Annotated in this window: 19 protein-coding genes; 9 read left to right on the top strand and 10 right to left on the bottom strand. The window is 63.8% G+C overall.

All coding sequences use genetic code 11. The annotated features are described in order from the left end of the window. Positions 1-38 precede the first annotated feature (38 nt). From NKH52_RS14335 to NKH52_RS14325, 3 genes are read right to left on the bottom strand one after another with little or no spacing between them, the layout of a single operon-like run. The gene (locus NKH52_RS14335) at positions 39-1,007 is read right to left on the bottom strand and encodes a substrate-binding domain-containing protein (protein WP_352730413.1); all 969 of its coding nucleotides are present in this window, start codon (positions 1,005-1,007) and stop codon (positions 39-41) included. Next, on the bottom strand, positions 1,004-2,320 hold the full coding sequence (locus NKH52_RS14330) for an ABC transporter permease (RefSeq protein WP_352730411.1): 1,317 nt from the start codon (positions 2,318-2,320) through the stop codon (positions 1,004-1,006). The genes NKH52_RS14335 and NKH52_RS14330 overlap by 4 nt, the downstream gene beginning before the upstream one ends. After that, positions 2,317-3,900, bottom strand: coding sequence for a sugar ABC transporter ATP-binding protein (locus NKH52_RS14325; RefSeq protein WP_352730409.1), 1,584 nt, complete (start codon positions 3,898-3,900; stop codon positions 2,317-2,319). Before NKH52_RS14325 ends, NKH52_RS14330 begins: the two co-directional genes overlap by 4 nt. A 221-nt stretch (positions 3,901-4,121) precedes the next feature. On the opposite strand from NKH52_RS14325, the gene NKH52_RS14320 reads away from it, so the two are divergent. Further along, on the top strand, positions 4,122-5,141 hold the full coding sequence (locus NKH52_RS14320; protein ID WP_127296487.1) for a LacI family DNA-binding transcriptional regulator: 1,020 nt from the start codon (positions 4,122-4,124) through the stop codon (positions 5,139-5,141). A gap of 32 nt (positions 5,142-5,173) precedes the next feature. On the opposite strand, the gene NKH52_RS14315 is transcribed toward NKH52_RS14320, so the two are convergent. The 3 genes from NKH52_RS14315 to NKH52_RS14305 all read right to left on the bottom strand — a co-directional run bounded on the left by NKH52_RS14315 (position 5,174) and on the right by NKH52_RS14305 (position 8,593). Then, positions 5,174-6,175, bottom strand: a complete 1,002-nt coding sequence (locus tag NKH52_RS14315) for an LLM class flavin-dependent oxidoreductase (RefSeq protein WP_352720858.1) — start codon at positions 6,173-6,175, stop codon at positions 5,174-5,176. Positions 6,176-6,243: 68 nt separating this feature from the next. Then, positions 6,244-7,413 (bottom strand): AI-2E family transporter, encoded by a 1,170-nt coding sequence (locus NKH52_RS14310; RefSeq protein WP_352730407.1) that lies wholly within the window; start codon positions 7,411-7,413, stop codon positions 6,244-6,246. Positions 7,414-7,531: 118 nt separating this feature from the next. After that, positions 7,532-8,593 carry an LLM class flavin-dependent oxidoreductase gene (locus NKH52_RS14305; RefSeq protein ID WP_352730405.1) on the bottom strand — a complete coding sequence of 354 codons (1,062 nt, stop codon included), beginning with the start codon at positions 8,591-8,593 and terminating at the stop codon, positions 7,532-7,534. A gap of 279 nt (positions 8,594-8,872) precedes the next feature. Between NKH52_RS14305 and NKH52_RS14300 the strand changes: the two genes are divergently transcribed. Further along, the gene (locus tag NKH52_RS14300) at positions 8,873-9,301 is read left to right on the top strand and encodes a DUF6481 family protein (RefSeq protein ID WP_352730403.1); all 429 of its coding nucleotides are present in this window, start codon (positions 8,873-8,875) and stop codon (positions 9,299-9,301) included. 81 nt (positions 9,302-9,382) lie between these two features. On the opposite strand, the gene sugE is transcribed toward NKH52_RS14300, so the two are convergent. Both sugE and NKH52_RS14290 read right to left on the bottom strand, forming a co-directional pair. Then, positions 9,383-9,697, bottom strand: coding sequence for a quaternary ammonium compound efflux SMR transporter SugE (sugE, locus tag NKH52_RS14295; protein WP_027060710.1), 315 nt, complete (start codon positions 9,695-9,697; stop codon positions 9,383-9,385). Positions 9,698-9,904: 207 nt separating this feature from the next. Further along, the gene (locus tag NKH52_RS14290; protein WP_013528464.1) at positions 9,905-10,030 is read right to left on the bottom strand and encodes a hypothetical protein; all 126 of its coding nucleotides are present in this window, start codon (positions 10,028-10,030) and stop codon (positions 9,905-9,907) included. A 212-nt stretch (positions 10,031-10,242) separates the two neighbouring features. Here NKH52_RS14290 and NKH52_RS14285 point away from each other — a divergent pair, with 212 nt between their 5' ends. From NKH52_RS14285 to NKH52_RS14275, 3 genes are all read left to right on the top strand, one after another. Continuing rightward, entirely contained in the window at positions 10,243-11,052 is an 810-nt protein-coding gene (locus NKH52_RS14285) for a transglutaminase-like domain-containing protein (protein ID WP_352730400.1), read from the top strand. Positions 11,053-11,188: 136 nt separating this feature from the next. Continuing rightward, complete coding sequence (locus tag NKH52_RS14280) at positions 11,189-12,154, top strand: cation diffusion facilitator family transporter (protein ID WP_352730398.1); 966 nt, start codon at positions 11,189-11,191, stop codon at positions 12,152-12,154. A gap of 84 nt (positions 12,155-12,238) precedes the next feature. Beyond that, positions 12,239-12,643 carry a GFA family protein gene (locus tag NKH52_RS14275; RefSeq protein WP_352730396.1) on the top strand — a complete coding sequence of 135 codons (405 nt, stop codon included), beginning with the start codon at positions 12,239-12,241 and terminating at the stop codon, positions 12,641-12,643. Between the two features lie 6 nt (positions 12,644-12,649). Here NKH52_RS14275 and NKH52_RS14270 read toward each other — a convergent pair whose 3' ends face one another. Then, a complete protein-coding gene (locus tag NKH52_RS14270) occupies positions 12,650-13,921 on the bottom strand; it encodes a DNA recombination protein RmuC (protein ID WP_352730394.1) in 1,272 nt (423 codons plus the stop codon). Between the two features lie 103 nt (positions 13,922-14,024). On the opposite strand from NKH52_RS14270, the gene def reads away from it, so the two are divergent. The 4 genes from def to truA all read left to right on the top strand — a co-directional run bounded on the left by def (position 14,025) and on the right by truA (position 16,907). Continuing rightward, entirely contained in the window at positions 14,025-14,555 is a 531-nt protein-coding gene (gene def / locus NKH52_RS14265; RefSeq protein ID WP_352730392.1) for a peptide deformylase, read from the top strand. A gap of 4 nt (positions 14,556-14,559) precedes the next feature. After that, on the top strand, positions 14,560-15,513 hold the full coding sequence (gene fmt, locus NKH52_RS14260) for a methionyl-tRNA formyltransferase (RefSeq protein ID WP_352730390.1): 954 nt from the start codon (positions 14,560-14,562) through the stop codon (positions 15,511-15,513). Beyond that, a complete protein-coding gene (locus NKH52_RS14255; RefSeq protein WP_352730388.1) occupies positions 15,510-16,016 on the top strand; it encodes a GNAT family N-acetyltransferase in 507 nt (168 codons plus the stop codon). Before fmt ends, NKH52_RS14255 begins: the two co-directional genes overlap by 4 nt. 120 nt (positions 16,017-16,136) lie before the next feature. Further along, positions 16,137-16,907, top strand: a complete 771-nt coding sequence (gene truA, locus NKH52_RS14250; protein WP_352730386.1) for a tRNA pseudouridine(38-40) synthase TruA — start codon at positions 16,137-16,139, stop codon at positions 16,905-16,907. Here the strand turns inward: truA and NKH52_RS14245 are convergent. Further along, complete coding sequence (locus NKH52_RS14245; RefSeq protein ID WP_352730385.1) at positions 16,874-17,509, bottom strand: transporter; 636 nt, start codon at positions 17,507-17,509, stop codon at positions 16,874-16,876. The two genes, truA and NKH52_RS14245, sit on opposite strands and share 34 nt — an antisense overlap. Positions 17,510-17,512 lie beyond the last annotated feature (3 nt).

Raw genomic sequence — 17,512 nt, 5'->3', positions numbered from 1 at the left:
CCGGGCGCCAAAAAAAGGCACCCGGCAGGAAGCTTGGCTCAGAGGCCGTTGTCCTTCAGCACCTGGGCGGCGTTTTCCTTGGTGATCTTTTCGGTCGGCAGAGTGATGGTCTTTTCGACCTTCTCGCCGTTGAGGAACTTGATCGCCTGGCGCAGGCCTTCGGCACCGGGGGTGACATAGGTGAAGGTCGCCGTCAGCTCGCCCTTGTTGACCATCTGCACGCCTTCATTGGGCAGGCCGTCGATGCCGATGAACTTGATGTCCTTTTCGCGGCCGACATCCTTGGCGGCGAGATATGCGCCATAGGCCATCGGATCGTTGTGGCCGTAAACGAGATCGATCTTCTCGTTGCTCTTCAGCGCGTTGGCCATCAGATTATAGGCTTGGTCCTGCTTCCAGTCGCCCGACTGCTGGTCGAGCAGATATTTGATGCCCGGCTCCTTGTCGGTGAATTCGTGGAAGCCGTCGTGGCGGTCATGCGCCGGCTGGGTGCCCATGCCGCCCCAGATCTCGACGACGTTGCCTGAAGCCTTGCCCTTGCCGCCAAGCAGTTCGACGGCATATTCGCCGGCCGCGCGACCGATCAGCGCGTTGTCGCCGCCGACGAACTGCGTGTAGTCCTTGGTGTCGACATTGCGGTCGAGCACGAAGACCGGGATCTTGGCGTCGATCGCCTGCTGCACGACGCCGGTCAGGCCGGCAGATTCCTTCGGTGACACCAACAGCGCATCGACCTCCTGGCGGATCAGGTTCTCGACATCGGCGACCTGCTTTTCGGTCTTGTCCTCGCCGTCGGTGATGATCAGTTCGACCTCGGGATGCTTGGCGGCTTCGGCCAGGATGTCCTTGTTGAACTGCGCGCGCCAGGGCTCGATGGTCGTCACCTGCGAGAAGCCGATCTTCCACTTCTTGTCCTGGGCGAAGGCATTGCCGGTGGTCAGAAGCGCGGTGGTGGTCAGCAGCGCCGCGGTCAGGGCGGCAAGCTTCAGCATGTCACGTCGTTTCATTTTTTGTTTCCTCCGAGATTGAGAGACGGTGTCTCTTGCGACGGCCGCTTTGCCGCGGCCGTTTCCTTGTGCGCCGATTGCCCGCCGGGCAGGCGCAGATAGGCCAGGAGATCACCGGCATTGCGCTCCTGCACGAGCACGGTGCCGATGATGATCATCCCCTTCAGCACCAGCTGAAGGTTCGAATTGATGTTGTGGAGCTGCAGGATGTTGGAGAGCAGGCCGAAGATCAGCACGCCGCAGAACGTGCCGATGAGGCTGCCGCGCCCGCCCATCAGGCTGGTGCCGCCGATGACGACGGCGGCGATGGCGTCGAGCTCCAGCCCGGCGCCGGCATCCGGCTTGCCTTGCCGGTACTGTGCGACATAGAGCACGGCGGCGATGCCGGCGAGCAGCCCGGAGACAGCATAGGTGGCGATCTTGACGCGGCCGGCGGCGATGCCGGAGAGGCGCGCCGCCTCCTCGTTGCCGCCGATGGCATAGACATAGCGGCCGAACGGCGTGAAGCGCAGCACCGCGCCATAGATCAGGATGGCGCCGAGGAAGAACAGGCCCGGCATAGGGATGATGCCGAACACCAGCGAGCGCAAGATCTCGAAATCGGCGGTCCCGTTGGAGCCGGTATAGACCGGCAGCACCGCATTGTTCTGGCCGGCGGTCAGCCGTGCGATGCCGAGCGCCGTCACCATCATCGCCAAGGTGACGATGAAGGGTTGCAGCCGTCCGGCAACGATGATGAAGCCGTTGAGCGCGCCGAACAGCAAGCCGACGCATGGCGCCACCAGCAGCACGCCGAGCACGCCGAATTTCGGCTCGATCTGCGGCAGTAGAAACCACAGCGACAGGCAGCACAGGACCACGCCGACGACGGCGGGCGTGACCAGGCCGCGAATCCCGTCCAGCTTGATCTCACGGAGGAGGTCGGCGCCGGCACGGGATTTTGCCAGGTTCTGGAAAATGAAGCGGGTGACGACGAAACCGAGGCAAAGCGCCACCAGCGCGACGGTCGGCACGCCCAGCACGACGCCCGGCGTCACGCCAGGAACCGTCAGCAGCATGGCGCAGACCACCGAGCAGATGGCCATCAGCGAGCCGACGGAAAGGTCGATGCCGCCGGTGATGATGACAGCCGTCATGCCGGTGGCGATCAGGCCGGTGGTCGACACCTGGCGCAGTACGTCAAGCAGATTGCCGTAGGAGAGGAAGATGTTGTTGCCCTTCGAACTCATCGGCGAGCCCAGCACGCCGATCAGGAAGATGGCGATCAGGCCCCAATAGAGTTTGGTCCGGGACAGGAGTTTCAGGGCAGTCATGCGGCTGGTCTCGATATGGTCCGGCGCGGGGCGGCGAGACGCATGATAGCCTCCTCGCTGGCCGCATCGCGGGAAAGAATGCCTGTCTGGCGGCCATCGGCCATCACCAGGATGCGGTCGGAGAGATGCAAAAGCTCCGGCAGTTCGGAGCTGATGACGGCGATGGCGAGGCCGTCGCGCGCCAGCCTGAAGATCAGGTCGTAGATCTCGCGCTTGGCGCCGACATCGATGCCGCGCGTCGGCTCGTCGAGTAGCAGCACCCTTGGCCTGGTTGCCAGCCACTTGCCGATGACGACCTTCTGCTGGTTGCCGCCCGACAACGTACCGGCGGGCTGATCGATGTCCCGGCAGCGGATACCGAGGGCCTTGACCGCCTGCCGCGCCAGCCCCTGCTCGCCGGCCAGCGAGCGGATGCCGAAGCGGGCCAGCGAGCCGACCAGCGGCAGCGCGACATTGTCCGCGATCGAAGCCTGCAGATGCAGGCCTTGCGTCTTGCGATCCTCGGTCACCAGCGCGATGCCCAGCCGCCTTGCATCGCGCGGCGAACGGATATCCATGCGCTGGCCGTCGATACGGATTTCGCCGCCGGTGCGGCCATCGCTCGAACCGAAGATCGCTTCCAGGATCTCGGTGCGGCCCGAACCCAGCAGCCCGCCAATGCCAAGGATTTCTCCAGCGGCAAGATCGAAGCCGACGCCGTCGATCACCGTGCGCCAGCCATGCGCATCGGGCTTCGACAGCGACAGGTTTTCGACCGAAAGCACGGTCATGCCAGTGGTGTTGCGCTCTTCCTGGGAGGAAGCGAGCAGGTTGCGGCCGACCATCGCCGAAATGATCGCATCTTCGTCGAGCCTGGCCATCGGCTCGGTCAGCACATGGCGTCCGTCGCGAAACACGGTGACGCGGCCGGCCAGATGCATGACCTCGTCGATGCGGTGCGAGATGTAGACGATGGCGACTCCGCTGTCGGCAAGCTGGCGGATGATGCGGAACAGCCGCTGGCATTCGGCCGGCGACAGCGCCGAGGTCGGCTCGTCCATGATCAGGATGCGCGCCGACATCGACAGCGCCTTGGCGATCTCGACCAGTTGCTGCTCGCCGACACGCAGGGCGCCGACGCGGGCTTGCGGATCGAGTTCGATGCCGAGCCGCTGCAACAAAGCACCCGCCGCGCGGCTGCTCGCCTTGCGGTCGACGATCAGCCCGGCGATCAACTTCTCGCGGCCGAGGAAGATGTTGTCGGCGACGCTGAGTTCGGGCACCAGGTTGAGCTCCTGATGAATGATGGCGATGCCGGCATCCTCGGCGTCGCGCACGCCGGCGAAGCTGACAGGGCGGCCATCGACGCTGACCGTGCCGTCATAGCCGGTGTAGACGCCGGAGAGGATCTTCATCAGCGTCGACTTGCCGGCGCCGTTCTCGCCCATCAAGGCATGAACCTCGCCGCGACGCAGCTCAAAGCCGACATCGACAAGCGCGGCGATGCCGCCGAAGCTCTTGGAAATGCGCTCGGCACTCAGAACGGTGTCCGACCGATCGGCCGCACCGTGCCGCGGGGAAAAGGAATTGCTCTCTTGCATGACAATGGCGGCCTCCCTTCCGTCGTCGTCAATTTCCCGCAAACGCTAATCTAAACGTTTCGATCATGTCAAGCCGATATAAGGTGCCGGGCGTTTGATGCAATTCGATTCTTGCTTAAAAGGACAGGATTCCGTACGTATTGGCCAGCAAGGGGTGTCGAAACGTTTCGAAAATGACAGCGTCAGGGCAAAAAAGACACCGCAAATCCACCGCGCCCACCATGCTTCATGTGGCTGAAGCGGCGCGTGTTTCTGTCGCCACCGTTTCGGCGCTGATCAATGGCACGGCGACGGTCAGCCCGGAGCTTAGCCAGCGCATCGAGCAGGCGATCCGCGATATCGGCTACAAGCGCAACGCGATCGCCCGCAGCCTGAAGATGGGCACGACCCGCACCATCGGACTGACCGTGCCGCACATCACCAACCCGTTCTTCACCGATGTCGTCTCGGTCATCCAGCAGGCCTTCGACCGGGCCGGCTATGCTGTCATGCTGTGCTGTACGGACGAGGATTTGAACACCCAGGACGACCAGATCAAGCTGCTCCTCGACCGCATGGTCGACGGGCTGATCGTGGCGCGCGTCGGCGACGGCGCGATCCTCAAGCGGATCGTCGACGACGCCAACGTACCGGTCGTGCTGCTCGATCGTATCTGCAAAGGCGTCGACACCGATGCCGTGGTGCTGGACAACCAGCGCGCGGTGTTCGACGCCATCACCTATCTGATCAATCTCGGCCACCGGCGCATCGGTTACATCACCGGCACCTCGGACATCTCGCCGATGCATGACCGCATGGCGGGATATCGCGAGGCGCTTCACGCCGCCGGACTGCCGATCGCCGAAGAACTGATCCGCTTCGGCAATTTCCATGAGATCGACGGCTATAACGAAACCATGCAGATGCTTTCCTCGCATGATCGGCCAAGTGCTATCTTCTCGGCCAACAACCCGATGGTGATCGGCACCATGAAGGCGATCCGCGACATCGGCCTGTCCTGCCCGGAAGACATTTCGGTCGCCTGCTTCGACGACTTTCCATGGTCCGACGTGTTCCAGCCGCAGTTGACCACGGTGGCCCAGCCGGTGCAGGCGATCGGAGAACAGGCGGCCAATCTGCTTCTCGACCGTCTTGCCGGCAACAGGGACGCGCCGCCGCGCAAGCTTTTGCTCAAGGGCCGGCTGATGATCCGCAATTCATGCCGTCCGCTCGGCGCGATTGCGCAGAGCGTGAGCGCGTAGCCTTCCCCCTGCGTAAGTCGTACCAGGACTTCTCAGGCCGCCTGCGACAGGGATTTGTGCGCCTCGGCCAGGATCTCGAACGACCGCACCCGCGCCGCATGATCAAAAATCTGCGCGGTGACCATCAGTTCGTCGGCGCCGGTGCGGCGAACGAAGGCATCGATGCCTTGCCGTACCGTTTCCGGGGAGCCGACGACGGCGCAGGACAGTGCCTGGCCGAGCATGGTCTTGGCCATCGGATCGAGATCGCGGTCATAGTTCTCGACAGGTGGCGGCAGCCGGCCGGCCCGACCGGTGCGCAGATTGACGAAAGCCTGTTGCAGCGAGGTGAACAACAAACGGGCCTCGGCGTCGGTGGGCGCGGCAAAGACGTTGAGGCCGAGCATGACATGCGGCTTGTCGAGCTGCTCCGACGGCTGGAAGCGCGAGCGGTAGACGTCCAGCGCGTGATCCAGCTCCGCCGGCGCGAAATGCGAGGCGAAGGCGTAGGGCAGGCCGAGCATGGCGGCGAGCTGCGCGCCGTAGAGGCTGGAGCCGAGGATCCAGACCGATACGTCCTGGCCTTCGCCGGGCACGGCCCGGATGCGCTGGCCCTCCTCGGCCGGCTGGAAATACCCCATCAGCTCGACGACATCCTGAGGGAAATTGTCGACCCCGGTCTCGAGATTGCGGCGCAAGGCACGGGCGGTGCCCATGTCGGTGCCGGGCGCCCGGCCGATGCCGAGATCGATGCGGCCCGGATGCAAGGCGGCCAGCGTGCCGAACTGCTCGGCAATCACCAGCGGCGAATGGTTGGGCAGCATGATGCCGCCGGCGCCGACGCGAATGGTCTTGGTGCCGCCGGCGACATGGGCAATGACGACTGCTGTGGCGGCGCTGGCGATGCCCGGCATGTTGTGATGCTCGGCGAGCCAGAAGCGCTTGTAGCCCAGCCGCTCGGCATGGCGGGCAAGATCGAGCGAGTTGGCCAGCGACTGCGAGGCATCGCTGCCTTCGACGATCGGCGACAGGTCGAGAACGGAAAGGTCGGTCATGAACGGGATCCTGTGTCAGGACCGCATGTAGGAAGCGCCCGGCGATGCCGCAAATTCAAAAATATTGATCAGCCTTTGGGAGCTTCGATGTCGACAGTGTCGTCCTCCTCAAGGGCTGCCGTGTGCTGCGCGGCGAGAAAATTGCCGACATGGCTGAGCCCGTCGAAATGATCGCAGAACACCTTGATGACGACCAGCAGCGGCACCGCCATCAGAGCGCCGACGAAGCCCCACAACCATGACCAGAAGGCGATGGCGATGAAAATCGCCACGGCGTTGATCTCCAGGCGCCTGCCGACCACCATCGGTGTGACGAACTGGCCTTCGACGATGTCGCACAAGATCACGAAGGCCGGCGCCAAAAGCGCGTAGAAGATGGTATCGAAGCTGATCAGCGCCATAATCGTGACCAGCACGATGGTGATCAGCGCTCCGACATAGGGCAGGAAGTTGAGCAGGGCGGCAGCGACGCCCCAGACCAGCGGATTTGGCATGCCGAGCGCCCACAGACCAAGAGCGATGACCGTGCCGAGGCCGGCATTGATGATGGTGACGGTGAGCAGATAGTGCGAGATTTCGCGCTCGACGTCATAGACGACGCGCAGCGCCCGCTTCTTTTCGCTGAGGCGGGCGAAGGACTGGATGATCTTTTCATAAAACATCGTGCCGGAGGCTAGCAGGAACAGCGACAGCACGAAGATAATGGTGAGACCTGTTCCCGCCGACAGGATGTTGCTGGCGGCCGCCGACAGGATGCCGGACTGCGCCACCGCCACCTTCTGAATGCCCGACTCCTGCGAGGTCTCGGTCAGCTGCTCGATCTGGTGCGAAATCTGCATGATCTTTTCGAATGGCTGGCGCAATTGCGCCAGCCGTTCGGCGAGCTGCTGGCCGATCGACGAGGTGTTGTTGATGAGGTCGATGATCGGGCCGCTGAGCAGGTAGCCTACAATGGCAAAGGCGCAGATCGAGAGCAGCACCAGGAGGGTCGCCGAAATCACTTCGGGGATGCCGTGCTTGCGCAGGAGCCGGACGATCGGCGTCAGCGTCAGCGCAAGCAGGAATGCCAGCATGACCGGCATGAAGAAGGCGCGGGCGAAATAAAGCGCGTAGATGGCCATGAACAGGAAGATGCCGATCAACAACGAACGCATCAGACGCGTGTCGGCGCGAGCCGCGGCACGCGATTCCGGTTCATCGGAAATCTCCTGACCCCAGGCAGTGGGTTCGGTTTTCATAGTCACCCCTCAAGCCGGCGCCCCTTCGCACGGCAACCGCCTCCAAGAAACGCGGAGTTACGGGCGAGGGTTCCATGAGCCGGCTTCGGGATTGAGGCCGCTCGCACCGGACTCCGGGTCAGGCGACCGGCGCTGCCGGTGCCGGCTCAGCCTTGGCCGTTTCCTTGCGCACGATCGGCGCGACCCTGGTGCCGTAGAGTTCGATCGCCTTCATGATCTTGGCGTGCGGCATGGTGCCGATCGCCATTTGCAGCAGGAAGCGGTCATTTTTGAAGATCTTGTGCTGGGCGACGATCTTCTCGGCCACCTGCTCAGGACTGCCAACGAACAAGGCGCCATCGGGACCACGCGACTGATCGAAATGCGCCCGCGACGTCGGACCCCAGCCGCGCTCGCGGCCGATGCGGTTCATCACTTCCGCCTGCGGGCCGTAGAAGTCGTCGGCCGCCTGCTCGGTCGTCTCGGCGATGAAACCGTGCACGTTGATGCTGGTGGCGATGCCCGTGGGATCACTGCCGGCGCGCTTGGCCGCCTCGCGGTAGAGATCGAACAGCGGCGCGAAACGCGCCGGCTCGCCGCCAATGATGGCGAGCGCCAGCGGCAGGCCGAGCGCGCCAGCGCGGGCGGCAGACTGCGGCGTGCCGCCAATGGCGATCCAGACCGGCAGCCTGTCCTGGAAGGGCCGGGGATAAACGCCACGATCGTTGATCGGCGCGCGCAGATTGCCGGACCAGGTGACCTTCACGCTGTCGCGGATGGCAAGCAGCAGATCGAGCTTTTCGGCGAACAGCTCGTCATAGTCCTCGAGGTTGTAACCGAACAGCGGGAAGGATTCGATGAACGAGCCGCGTCCGGCCATGATCTCGGCGCGGCCGCCCGACAGAAGGTCGAGCGTGGCGAACTGCTGGAACACGCGCACCGGGTCATCGGAAGACAGAACGGTGACCGCGCTGGTCAGCTTGATGCGCTTCGAACGCTCGGCCGCCGCGGCCAAGGCCACGACCGGTGCGGAGGCGGCATAGTCGGGCCGGTGATGCTCGCCGAGGCCGAAGACGTCGAGGCCGACCTGGTCGGCCAGTTCGACCTCCTCGATGAGGTTGCGCAGCCGCTCATGCGGGCCGATGGCGCCAGGGCCCGGCTGCGGGCTGACGTCGGCGAAGGTATAGAGACCGAGTTCCATTCGAATGTCATCCTGGTGTTGGGTTTTCGCATTAGAGGTAGCGATGCGTCAGTCGCCCCGCCAGAGGGGCGGACGGTGAACAGTGCATGTCGGTTTCGGCTCTACCTATTCGTCGCAATTCCGGACGGAAAACCTCTTCACACTTTTCCTGGAATTGCTCCAAAGGCGTCTCCCGGCGGCAACAGCCAACAATTTCATGGCTGCCATACCGTTTTGGCGCTTGAACTCTCGGTATTCGCGCGTATGTAAGCGTCGCAAATTGACTTCAGGGAAGTGGACTTGGCTATCTACAGGGAAAAAGACGTTTTCGAGCGGCGCAACGCCGCAAACGAGGCAAAGAAGGCGCTCCTCGAGCGCTTCAAGGCAAAGCCGGCGGCGGATGATCCCGCAGTGCTGGCGCGGCAGGCCGAACGCAAGGCGATCCTCGAGGCTCGCGAAATCCGCGAGGCTGAAAAGGCCCGGCTGAAGCAGGAAAAGCTGGCACGCGAAGCGGTCGAGAAGGCCGAGCGCGAGGCAGCAGCCGAGGCGGCACGTGTCGCCGCCGAGGAAGAGGCACAGGCTGAGGCCAAGATTCGGGAATCCGAAGAGAACGAGCGCATCGCCCGTTTTCTGGCCGACGAAGCCGAACGCAAGGCCAAGCGCGACGCGCGTTATGCAGCGCGCAAGCAGCGTACCGGCAGAACGCCTCCGGGCTTCTCCGCCCGCTAGCCTCAGGACTACCGAAGCAGCCAGCTTCGAGAATCAGGGTCGCCTCGCAGCGGCCCTGAACGTGTTTGTCTGCCGGTATGATCAGGCGGCGAACTTCAGTCCCATGATGCCGCAGACGATGAGCGCGATGCAGGCCAGCCTGATCGCGGTGGCCGGCTCGCCGAGCAGCCAGATGCCGAGCAGTGCCGTACCGACGGTGCCGATGCCGGTCCACACCGCGTAGGCGGTGCCGACGGGCAGCGCCTTCAGCGCCAGGCCGAGCAGGGTGAGGCTGACGATCATCGAGGCAACGGTGAGCACGGTCGGCACCAGCTTCGAGAAGCCGTCGGTGTATTTGAGGCCGATTGCCCAGCCTATCTCGAACAGGCCGGCAAAAAAGAGAAGAACCCACGACATCGACAACGCTCCATCAGAGCATCGGACCGAAAAGTTGTTTTCGGAGACCGATGGTCAGTTAGACAATGGCGGGTCGTCCCAACCGGATTTCGGGGAAGATGCGAGGTCGTCCCCGCCACGCCAATATAGGAATTTCGGGCGCTCGATCAATGGCGACCGGCAACAGTGCTGCCGGTCGCAATTCCATTCCGAAGCTATTGGCTGGACCTACTTGTCCTTGAGCTTCATCGCCTTGACTGGCGGCGCCTTCAGGGCCGGAGCCGGGGCGGGCTTCTTGGCGTCCTTCTTCGGCTTGCGGGCTTCCTTGCCTGCCTTCATCGCACCTTTAGCCATGATTCGTTCCTCCGATTGCGGGAAGCGAAGTGAAACAAGAGAACCGCCCGACTGCAAGGGGTTAGCTGCTGCTGCCGTCGTCAGCGGATCGCTTTCAACCGGTTTCTAATTTGCTCGTAAACCATGGTGGTCCGTGTCATGGTCATCTTCGCACTGCAGCATCAACCCTTGCCTTCGCCGGGGTGATCGTCAGGCAGGCCGTCAGGACGACAATGCGAATCCACATCGGCTGCGAGATGAGCTTCGACTTTCCGCAGGAAACGCCGCTCATCGCGATGCTGAATGTCCACTACTCCCGCGCCTCCGATCTCGAACGGCCGGATTTCCTGACCTCCAATCCCGCAGTGCCGATCGAGAGCTACCGCGACAGGTTCGGCAACTGGTGCAACCGGTTCGTCGCCCCGCCCGGGCGTTTCACCTTCGGCACCGATGCGGTGATCCGCGATCCCGGCACCTTCGAGATGGGCGACCTGATGGCCTGGCAGCACGAGGTGCGCGACCTGCCGGCGGACACGCTGCTGTTCCTGCTGCCCAGCCGCTTTTGCGAAAGCGACCTTCTGGCTGATGAGGCGTGGCGGCTGTTTGGCAACACGCCGCTCGGCATTCCGCGCGTGCAGGCGGTCTGCGACTTCGTCCACAACCATATCGTTTTCGACTACGGCAATGCGCGGCCGACGCGCACCGCGGCGGAAGCCTATCGCGAGCAGAGCGGCGTGTGCCGCGACTACGCGCATCTCGCCGTCACTTTCTGCCGGGCGCTCAACATCCCGACGCGCTATTGCACCGGCTATATCAGCGACATCGGCATGCCAAAGCCATGGGCAAGCATGGACTTCTGTGCCTGGATGGAGGTCTATCTGGGCGGTCGCTGGCATGCCTTCGACCCGCGCAACAATGCGCCGCGCATCGGCCGCATCCTGATCGCCTCCGGCCGCGACGCCGCGGACGTGCCGCTGACCCATATTTTCGGGCCGGGTACGCTTGCCGGCTTCAAGGTGTGGACCAGCGAGATCGTCGACTAGCCACCGTCTTCTGCCAGCAACCTCTTCGACGGGCGCCAGCTTTGAACAAGCCGACGGTTCGGACGGTTGTGATGCCTGTGGAGCTTGAGCCGTCCGGCCGTTAGACTGGGTGTGCATCGAACGGGGACAACAGACCATGGCCGGGCATGGCGGCTCAAAAAGGGTGATCTACGCGGCACTGGCCGGCAATCTTGCCATCGCGGTGACCAAGTTCGCCGCCGCCCTCTTCACCGGCAGTTCGGCGATGCTGTCGGAAGGCGTGCACTCGCTGGTCGATACCGGCAATGGCGGCCTGCTGCTCTACGGCATGCACCGCGCCGCCCGCCCGGCCGACCGGACGCATCCGCTCGGTCACGGCCGCGAACTGTATTTCTGGAGCTTCATCGTCGCGCTCCTCGTCTTCGCGCTGGGCGCAGGCGTGTCGTTCTACGAAGGCGTGATCCATATGATGGCGCCGGAGCCGGTCGCCAACGGCAAGGTCAACTACATCGTTCTTGGCCTGTCCTTTCTGTTCGAGGGCAGCTCCTGGCTGGTCGCGCTGAGGGAGTTCCGCAAGCAGAAGGGTAAGCAAGGCTGGCTGCGGGCGGTGCAATCGAGCAAGGATCCGAGCGTCTACACCGTGCTGTTCGAGGACAGTGCGGCCCTGCTCGGCCTGATCGTCGCCTTCGCCGGCATCCTGGCGGCGGAACTGCTGGAGATGCCGGAACTCGACGGCGCCGCCTCGATCGGCATTGCACTCATCCTTGGCGCCACCGCGATCTTCCTGGCGCGCGAAAGCAAGGGCTTGCTGATCGGCGAGCCGGCATCGCCCGAGGTGCAGAGACAAGTGCTGGCTATCGTCCAGCAGGATCCGGCGGTGCAGCGGGCGAACGGCGTTCTGACCGTCCACATGGGGCCGGAAGAGATCGTCGCCGGCCTCAGCATCGAGTTCGAGGATCATCTGACGGCGCCGGAGATCGAGGCTTGCGTCGAGCGACTGGAGGCGCGGCTGAAAAAGGAGATGCCGGAGATCACGCGGCTGTTCGTCAAGCCGCAGACCACCGGAACCTGGGAGAAGCGGCGCGAGCTGATCGAGACCGCGTCCGATCCGGCACTGGACTAGCGCTGCGCCATTGCCTCATGGTCTTGCCCCGCTTGGATTAAAGGACTTTGCCCGCTTGGATTAAAGGACTTTGGAGGAACGAAGATGAAAATCGACGGCGGCTGCCATTGTGGCGCCATCACCTATGAGGCGGAGGTCGATCCTGAAAAGACGAACATCTGCCACTGCACGGACTGCCAGCAACTGACCGGCACGGCTTTTCGCGTGACGGTTCCGGCGCCCGAAAGCAACTACCGCATCACCAAGGGTACGCCGAAAATCTACATCAAGATCGTGGCGAGCGGCGCCAAGCGCGCCCAGGCCTTTTGCGGGGACTGCGGTTCGCACCTTTACGCCACGTCGGTAGGAGATGGTCCAAAAATCTATGGAATTCGAGTGGGGACCGCGCGGCAACGCGAGGATTTGATTCCGACACAGCAGAAATGGCACCGCTCGGCGCTGCACTGGCTGCCTGAATTTCAGGGCATGACCACCATAGAGGAGCAGTAGTGGTGTTCAGTCGTCGCCTTCGACGACCCTCAGCCTGAGCTGTCCTGTTTTTGAATCGGCGACGCGCGCGCCCGCGTCGACCTTCGCAGCGGGAGCCCGCGACGCGGCATCCGCCGTGGCATCGCCGTCGGGCTGCGCGCCGAATTCCAGCGCCTCGATCTTCTGGCCGCGCTTGGTGACCTTCGACGTTGAAACCAGGATGTCGTCGATGTCCTTGGCCGACTGGCCGAAATGGACCTGCAGCTTGCGCACCCGCTCGTCGACACGCGCAACGTCCTCCATCAGCCGGATGACCTCGCCCTGGATCAAATGCGCCTGTTCGCGCATGCGGGCGTCCTTGAGGATCGCCTGGATGACCTGGATCGACAGCATCAGCAGCGACGGCGAGACGATGACGATTCGGGCGCGGTGCGCCTTGTGGACGATCGCCTCGAAATTCTCGTGGATCTCGGCGAACACCGATTCCGACGGCACGAACATGAAGGCGGTGTCCTGGGTCTCGCCCTGGATCAGATACTTCTCCGATATATCGCGGACATGTATCTCGATGTCGCGGCGGAAGGCCTGCGAGGCGACCTTCTGCAGGTCGGCGCCATCGGCGGCGCGGATGGCATTCCAGGCTTCGAGCGGAAACTTGGCATCGATGGCAAGCGAAGGTGCGCCGTTCGGCATCTTCACCAGGCAGTCGGGCCGGCTGCCGTTGGACAGCGTCGCCTGGAATTCGTAGGCGCCGTGCGGCAGGCCGTCGGCGACGATCGCCTCCATGCGCGACTGGCCGAAGGCGCCGCGCGTCTGCTTGTTGGAAAGGATTGCCTGCAACTGCACGACCTGGCCGGCGAGCGACTGGATATTGCCTTGCGCGACATCGATGATCGCCAGCCGCTCCTGCAATTTGGCCAGGCTCTCATGCGTCGATTTCGTCTGCTCGGTCATGGTCTGGCCGAGGCGGCCGGTCATGGCGTCGAGGCGCTGGCCGATCGACTGCGTCAGCTCCGCCTGTCGTGCTCCGAACACTTCGGCGATGGCGCCCATACGGCCCTGCATCTCGGCCTGGCTTTGCAATATGCCGGCCATCCTCGTCTCGGCGTCGCGGGCATGATCGGCGGCTTCCGCGGCCGCAACGGCGCGCGCCTTGGCCGACCGCCACAGCGCGATGACGAGCGCCACGAACAGGCCGAGAAACAGCAAGGCGGCGAAGGCCAGCGCATGGCCAAGTGTGATCGTGGTGGCGCCAAGCCGGGCGACAGGTTCCGAAAGGATGGTGCTCAGATCATTCATGTGGACAGCATAGACGATTCGCCCCGATAGCACAGATCAAAACGTGAACGAGCCTCAAGCCCACCGGTTGACGCTTTTCGCTGGAGGTCTTAGGTGGAACGCCATGCCGATCAAGCCGCTCATCATCCTTCCCGACCCCATCCTGCGCCAGGTTTCGAAGCCCGTGGAGCGCGTCGACGCGCCCTTGCGCAAATTAGCCGACGACATGCTGGCGACCATGTATGACGCGCCAGGCATCGGGCTAGCGGCAATCCAGATCGGCGAGCCGCTGCGCATGCTGGTGATCGATCTTGCCAAGGAAGACGAGACGCCGGCGCCGCAGGTCTTCATCAACCCGGAAATCCTGGAGAGCGCCGACGCGCGCTCGGTCTACGAGGAAGGCTGCCTGTCGATCCCGGATTACTACGCCGAGGTCGAACGCCCGGCCTCCGTGCGGGTCAAATATCTCGACCGCGACGGCAAATTGCAGGAGCTGGAGGCCGAGGGCCTGATGGCAACCTGCCTGCAGCACGAGATCGACCACCTCAACGGCATCTTGTTCATCGACCACATCTCGAAACTGAAGCGCGACATGGTGGTGAAGAAATTCAAAAAGCTCGCCAAGGACAAGGCGCCGGGCAAGCTGGCGGGATAGGGAAATGCCCCTTCGCGTCATCTTCATGGGCACGCCGGAGTTTTCGGTGCCGACGCTGCGCGCGATCGCCGAGGCCGGACATGATATCGCCGCCGTCTACACCCAGCCGCCGCGCGCCGCTGGACGGCGCGGGCTGGAGCTGACGCCGTCGCCGGTGCAGCGCGAGGCGGAGCGGCTGGGCATCGAGACCCGTACACCGACTTCACTCAAAGGCGACGCCGAGCAGGCCGCTTTCCGTGGTTTGCAAGCCGATGTCGCCGTGGTCGTCGCCTACGGCTTGCTGCTGCCGAAGGCGGTTCTAGAGGCACCCCGGCTTGGCTGCATCAACGGCCATGCCTCGCTTTTGCCGCGCTGGCGCGGTGCTGCACCGATCCAGCGCGCCATCATGTCGGGGGACCTGGAAAGCGGCATGATGGTGATGCGCATGGAAGAGGGTCTGGACACCGGCCCGGTGGGATTGGTTGAAAAATGCGCCATCGAACCCGATATGACAGCCGGCGATCTGCATGATCGGTTGATGAGTGTCGGTGCAACCCTGATGGTGGAAGCGCTGGCGCGACTGGAAAGGAACACCCTGACATTTGCCCGCCAAGCGGTGGAAGGGGTGACCTATGCCAAAAAAATCGATAAATCCGAGACGCGCGTGGACTGGACTCGCTCGGCGAGCGAGGTCCACAATAGCATTCGCGGCCTGTCGCCCTTTCCGGGCGCCTGGTCGGAGATAGGGATTGGTGGCCGCCCGGAGCGGCTGAAACTGCTTCGCTCGACGCTGTCCGAAGGCCTGTCGCTTTCGGAAGATTTGGGCGAGTCGGGAGGAATTCTCGATGACCGGCTGACGGTCGCCTGCGGGGCAGGCGCGATCAGGCTGGTCGAAGTTCAACGGGCGGGCGGAAGGCCCGCTGCCGCGTCGGAATTCCTGCGCGGGGCCAAGATCGAAAAAGGACTGAAATTCTCATGAGCATGATGTCGATACGCGCGGCAACGCCGCGGGATCGCGAGGCCATCCGCCTCGTCGAGGAACACGCTTTCGGCCAGCAGGCCGAGGCCGGTCTGGTCGACGCGCTGGTGACTGGCGGCGACGCTGTTGCCGAACTGGTGGCGGAAGAGGACGGCCAGGTGGTCGGCCACATCCTGTTTTCGCGGCTGTTCGTCCAGAATGGCGGCAAGACCTTCGCCGCCGTGGCGCTCGCGCCGCTGGCGGTGGAGCCCTCGTTCCATGACAGCGGCATCGGCGGCGCGCTGATCCGCGAGGCGCATATCCGCCTCAAGGATGGTGGTGAGACGCTGGCCGTGGTGCTGGGCGACCCCACCTATTACGGGCGTTTCGGCTATAGCCACACGCGTGCCGAGAACTTCGAAAGCGAGTACCAGGGCGAAGCGCTGCAGGCGCTGGCTTGGGGCGACGCGCCTGACGCCGGCAGGCTGGTATACGCCTCCGCCTTCACCGCTCTCGCCGCGTAGACAGTCCACCGTTTCATGGAAATGGCGAACTGCTCTACCTCTTTGTTTTAACGCAATTCCGAACGGAAAACCGTTTCACACTTTTCCTGGAATTGCCCGAGGCGAGAGCTCTAGTCGCAAATGCCGCGTTTTCGCCTCGACATCGAATATGACGGCAGCCTGTTTGCCGGCTGGCAGCACCAGGCGGATCAGCCTTCGGTGCAACAGGCGATCGAGCGGGCGATCGAAAAATTCTGCGGCGAAGCGATCAGGCTGCGCGCCGCTGGCCGCACCGATGCCGGCGTGCATGCGACAGCGCAGGTGGCGCATGTCGATCTCGTCAAGGCGTGGCCGGGCGACAAGGTGCGCGATGCCGTCAACGCCCATTTGCAGGCGGCCGGGGCGCGCATCGCCATCTTGAAAGCGACGGTCGTTTCCGACAGCTTCGACGCCCGCTTCTCGGCCATCGGCCGCCACTATCTCTACCGCATCCTAAACCGCCGTGCCCCGGCCGCGCTCGACAAGGGCAAGGTGTGGTGGGTGCCGAAGCGGCTCGACGCCGGCGCCATGCACGAAGCGGCGAAAGTCCTGCTCGGACGGCATGACTTCACCACCTTCCGCTCGACCCAGTGCCAGGCCAACAGCCCGATCAGGACGCTGGAACGGCTCGATGTGAGCCGACAGGGCGACATGATCGAGGTCAGGGCTTCGGCGCGCTCGTTCCTGCACAATCAGGTGCGTTCGATGGTCGGCTCACTGAAGCGCGTCGGCGACGGCGGCTGGAGCGCGGCCGACCTGAAAACGGCGCTCGAGGCGCACGACCGCGCCGCCTGCGGCCAGGTGGCGCCGCCCGACGGGCTGTTTCTCACCGGTGTCGATTATCCAGTCGAGACGAGCCCGGACAGGCTCTGAACTCCGACATCGTCCGGCACGGTGATGCCGAGCAGCGTCTGCAGGCCGAACAGCACCAGCAGCGAGGCGATGAACATGCCGACGAAAACGGCGGTGCCGACCGCTGCGCCCCTGCCGATCGTGGCGTTGGTCATGCGCCAGGTCAGCACCATCGACAGGGCAAACAGGAACAGCGACACAAGGCTCGAAACCTGGCTTGCGGACGACAGGAAAAGCCGGATCAGCGCCGAGGGCAGCATCAGCCAGGCGGTGATGGCCGAAGCCCAGTTGCTGGCGACGACGTAGTGGACGAAGCGGCCGCCTATGCCGGCGCGCGGCGCGATCAAAGCGAGCGCAACCAGCGGCAGCACCCAGGAGCCGATGTCGACCGTCGCCAGGCGCACCAGCATGCTGAAGCGCCCCGCGAAGGCGTCGGGATCGCCGATTTCGTTGGCGATGCCGACCCAGCCGACGATCAGCGCCGGTGCTGCAACGACAATGGCGAAGAAGGAATTCCAGAAGCCGTCGGCCGACAGGTCGAGCAGGCGCAGGCCGTCGGACTTGCCGAGCATCAGTCGCCAGGCGCCCGTCAGCGAAGCTTGGGTTTCGTCCGCCGAAAGCATGCT

Source organism: Mesorhizobium sp. M1066, assembly GCF_040318635.1.
Lineage (GTDB): Bacteria > Pseudomonadota > Alphaproteobacteria > Rhizobiales > Rhizobiaceae > Mesorhizobium.
This window is presented reverse-complemented; position numbering and strand designations above follow the sequence as displayed.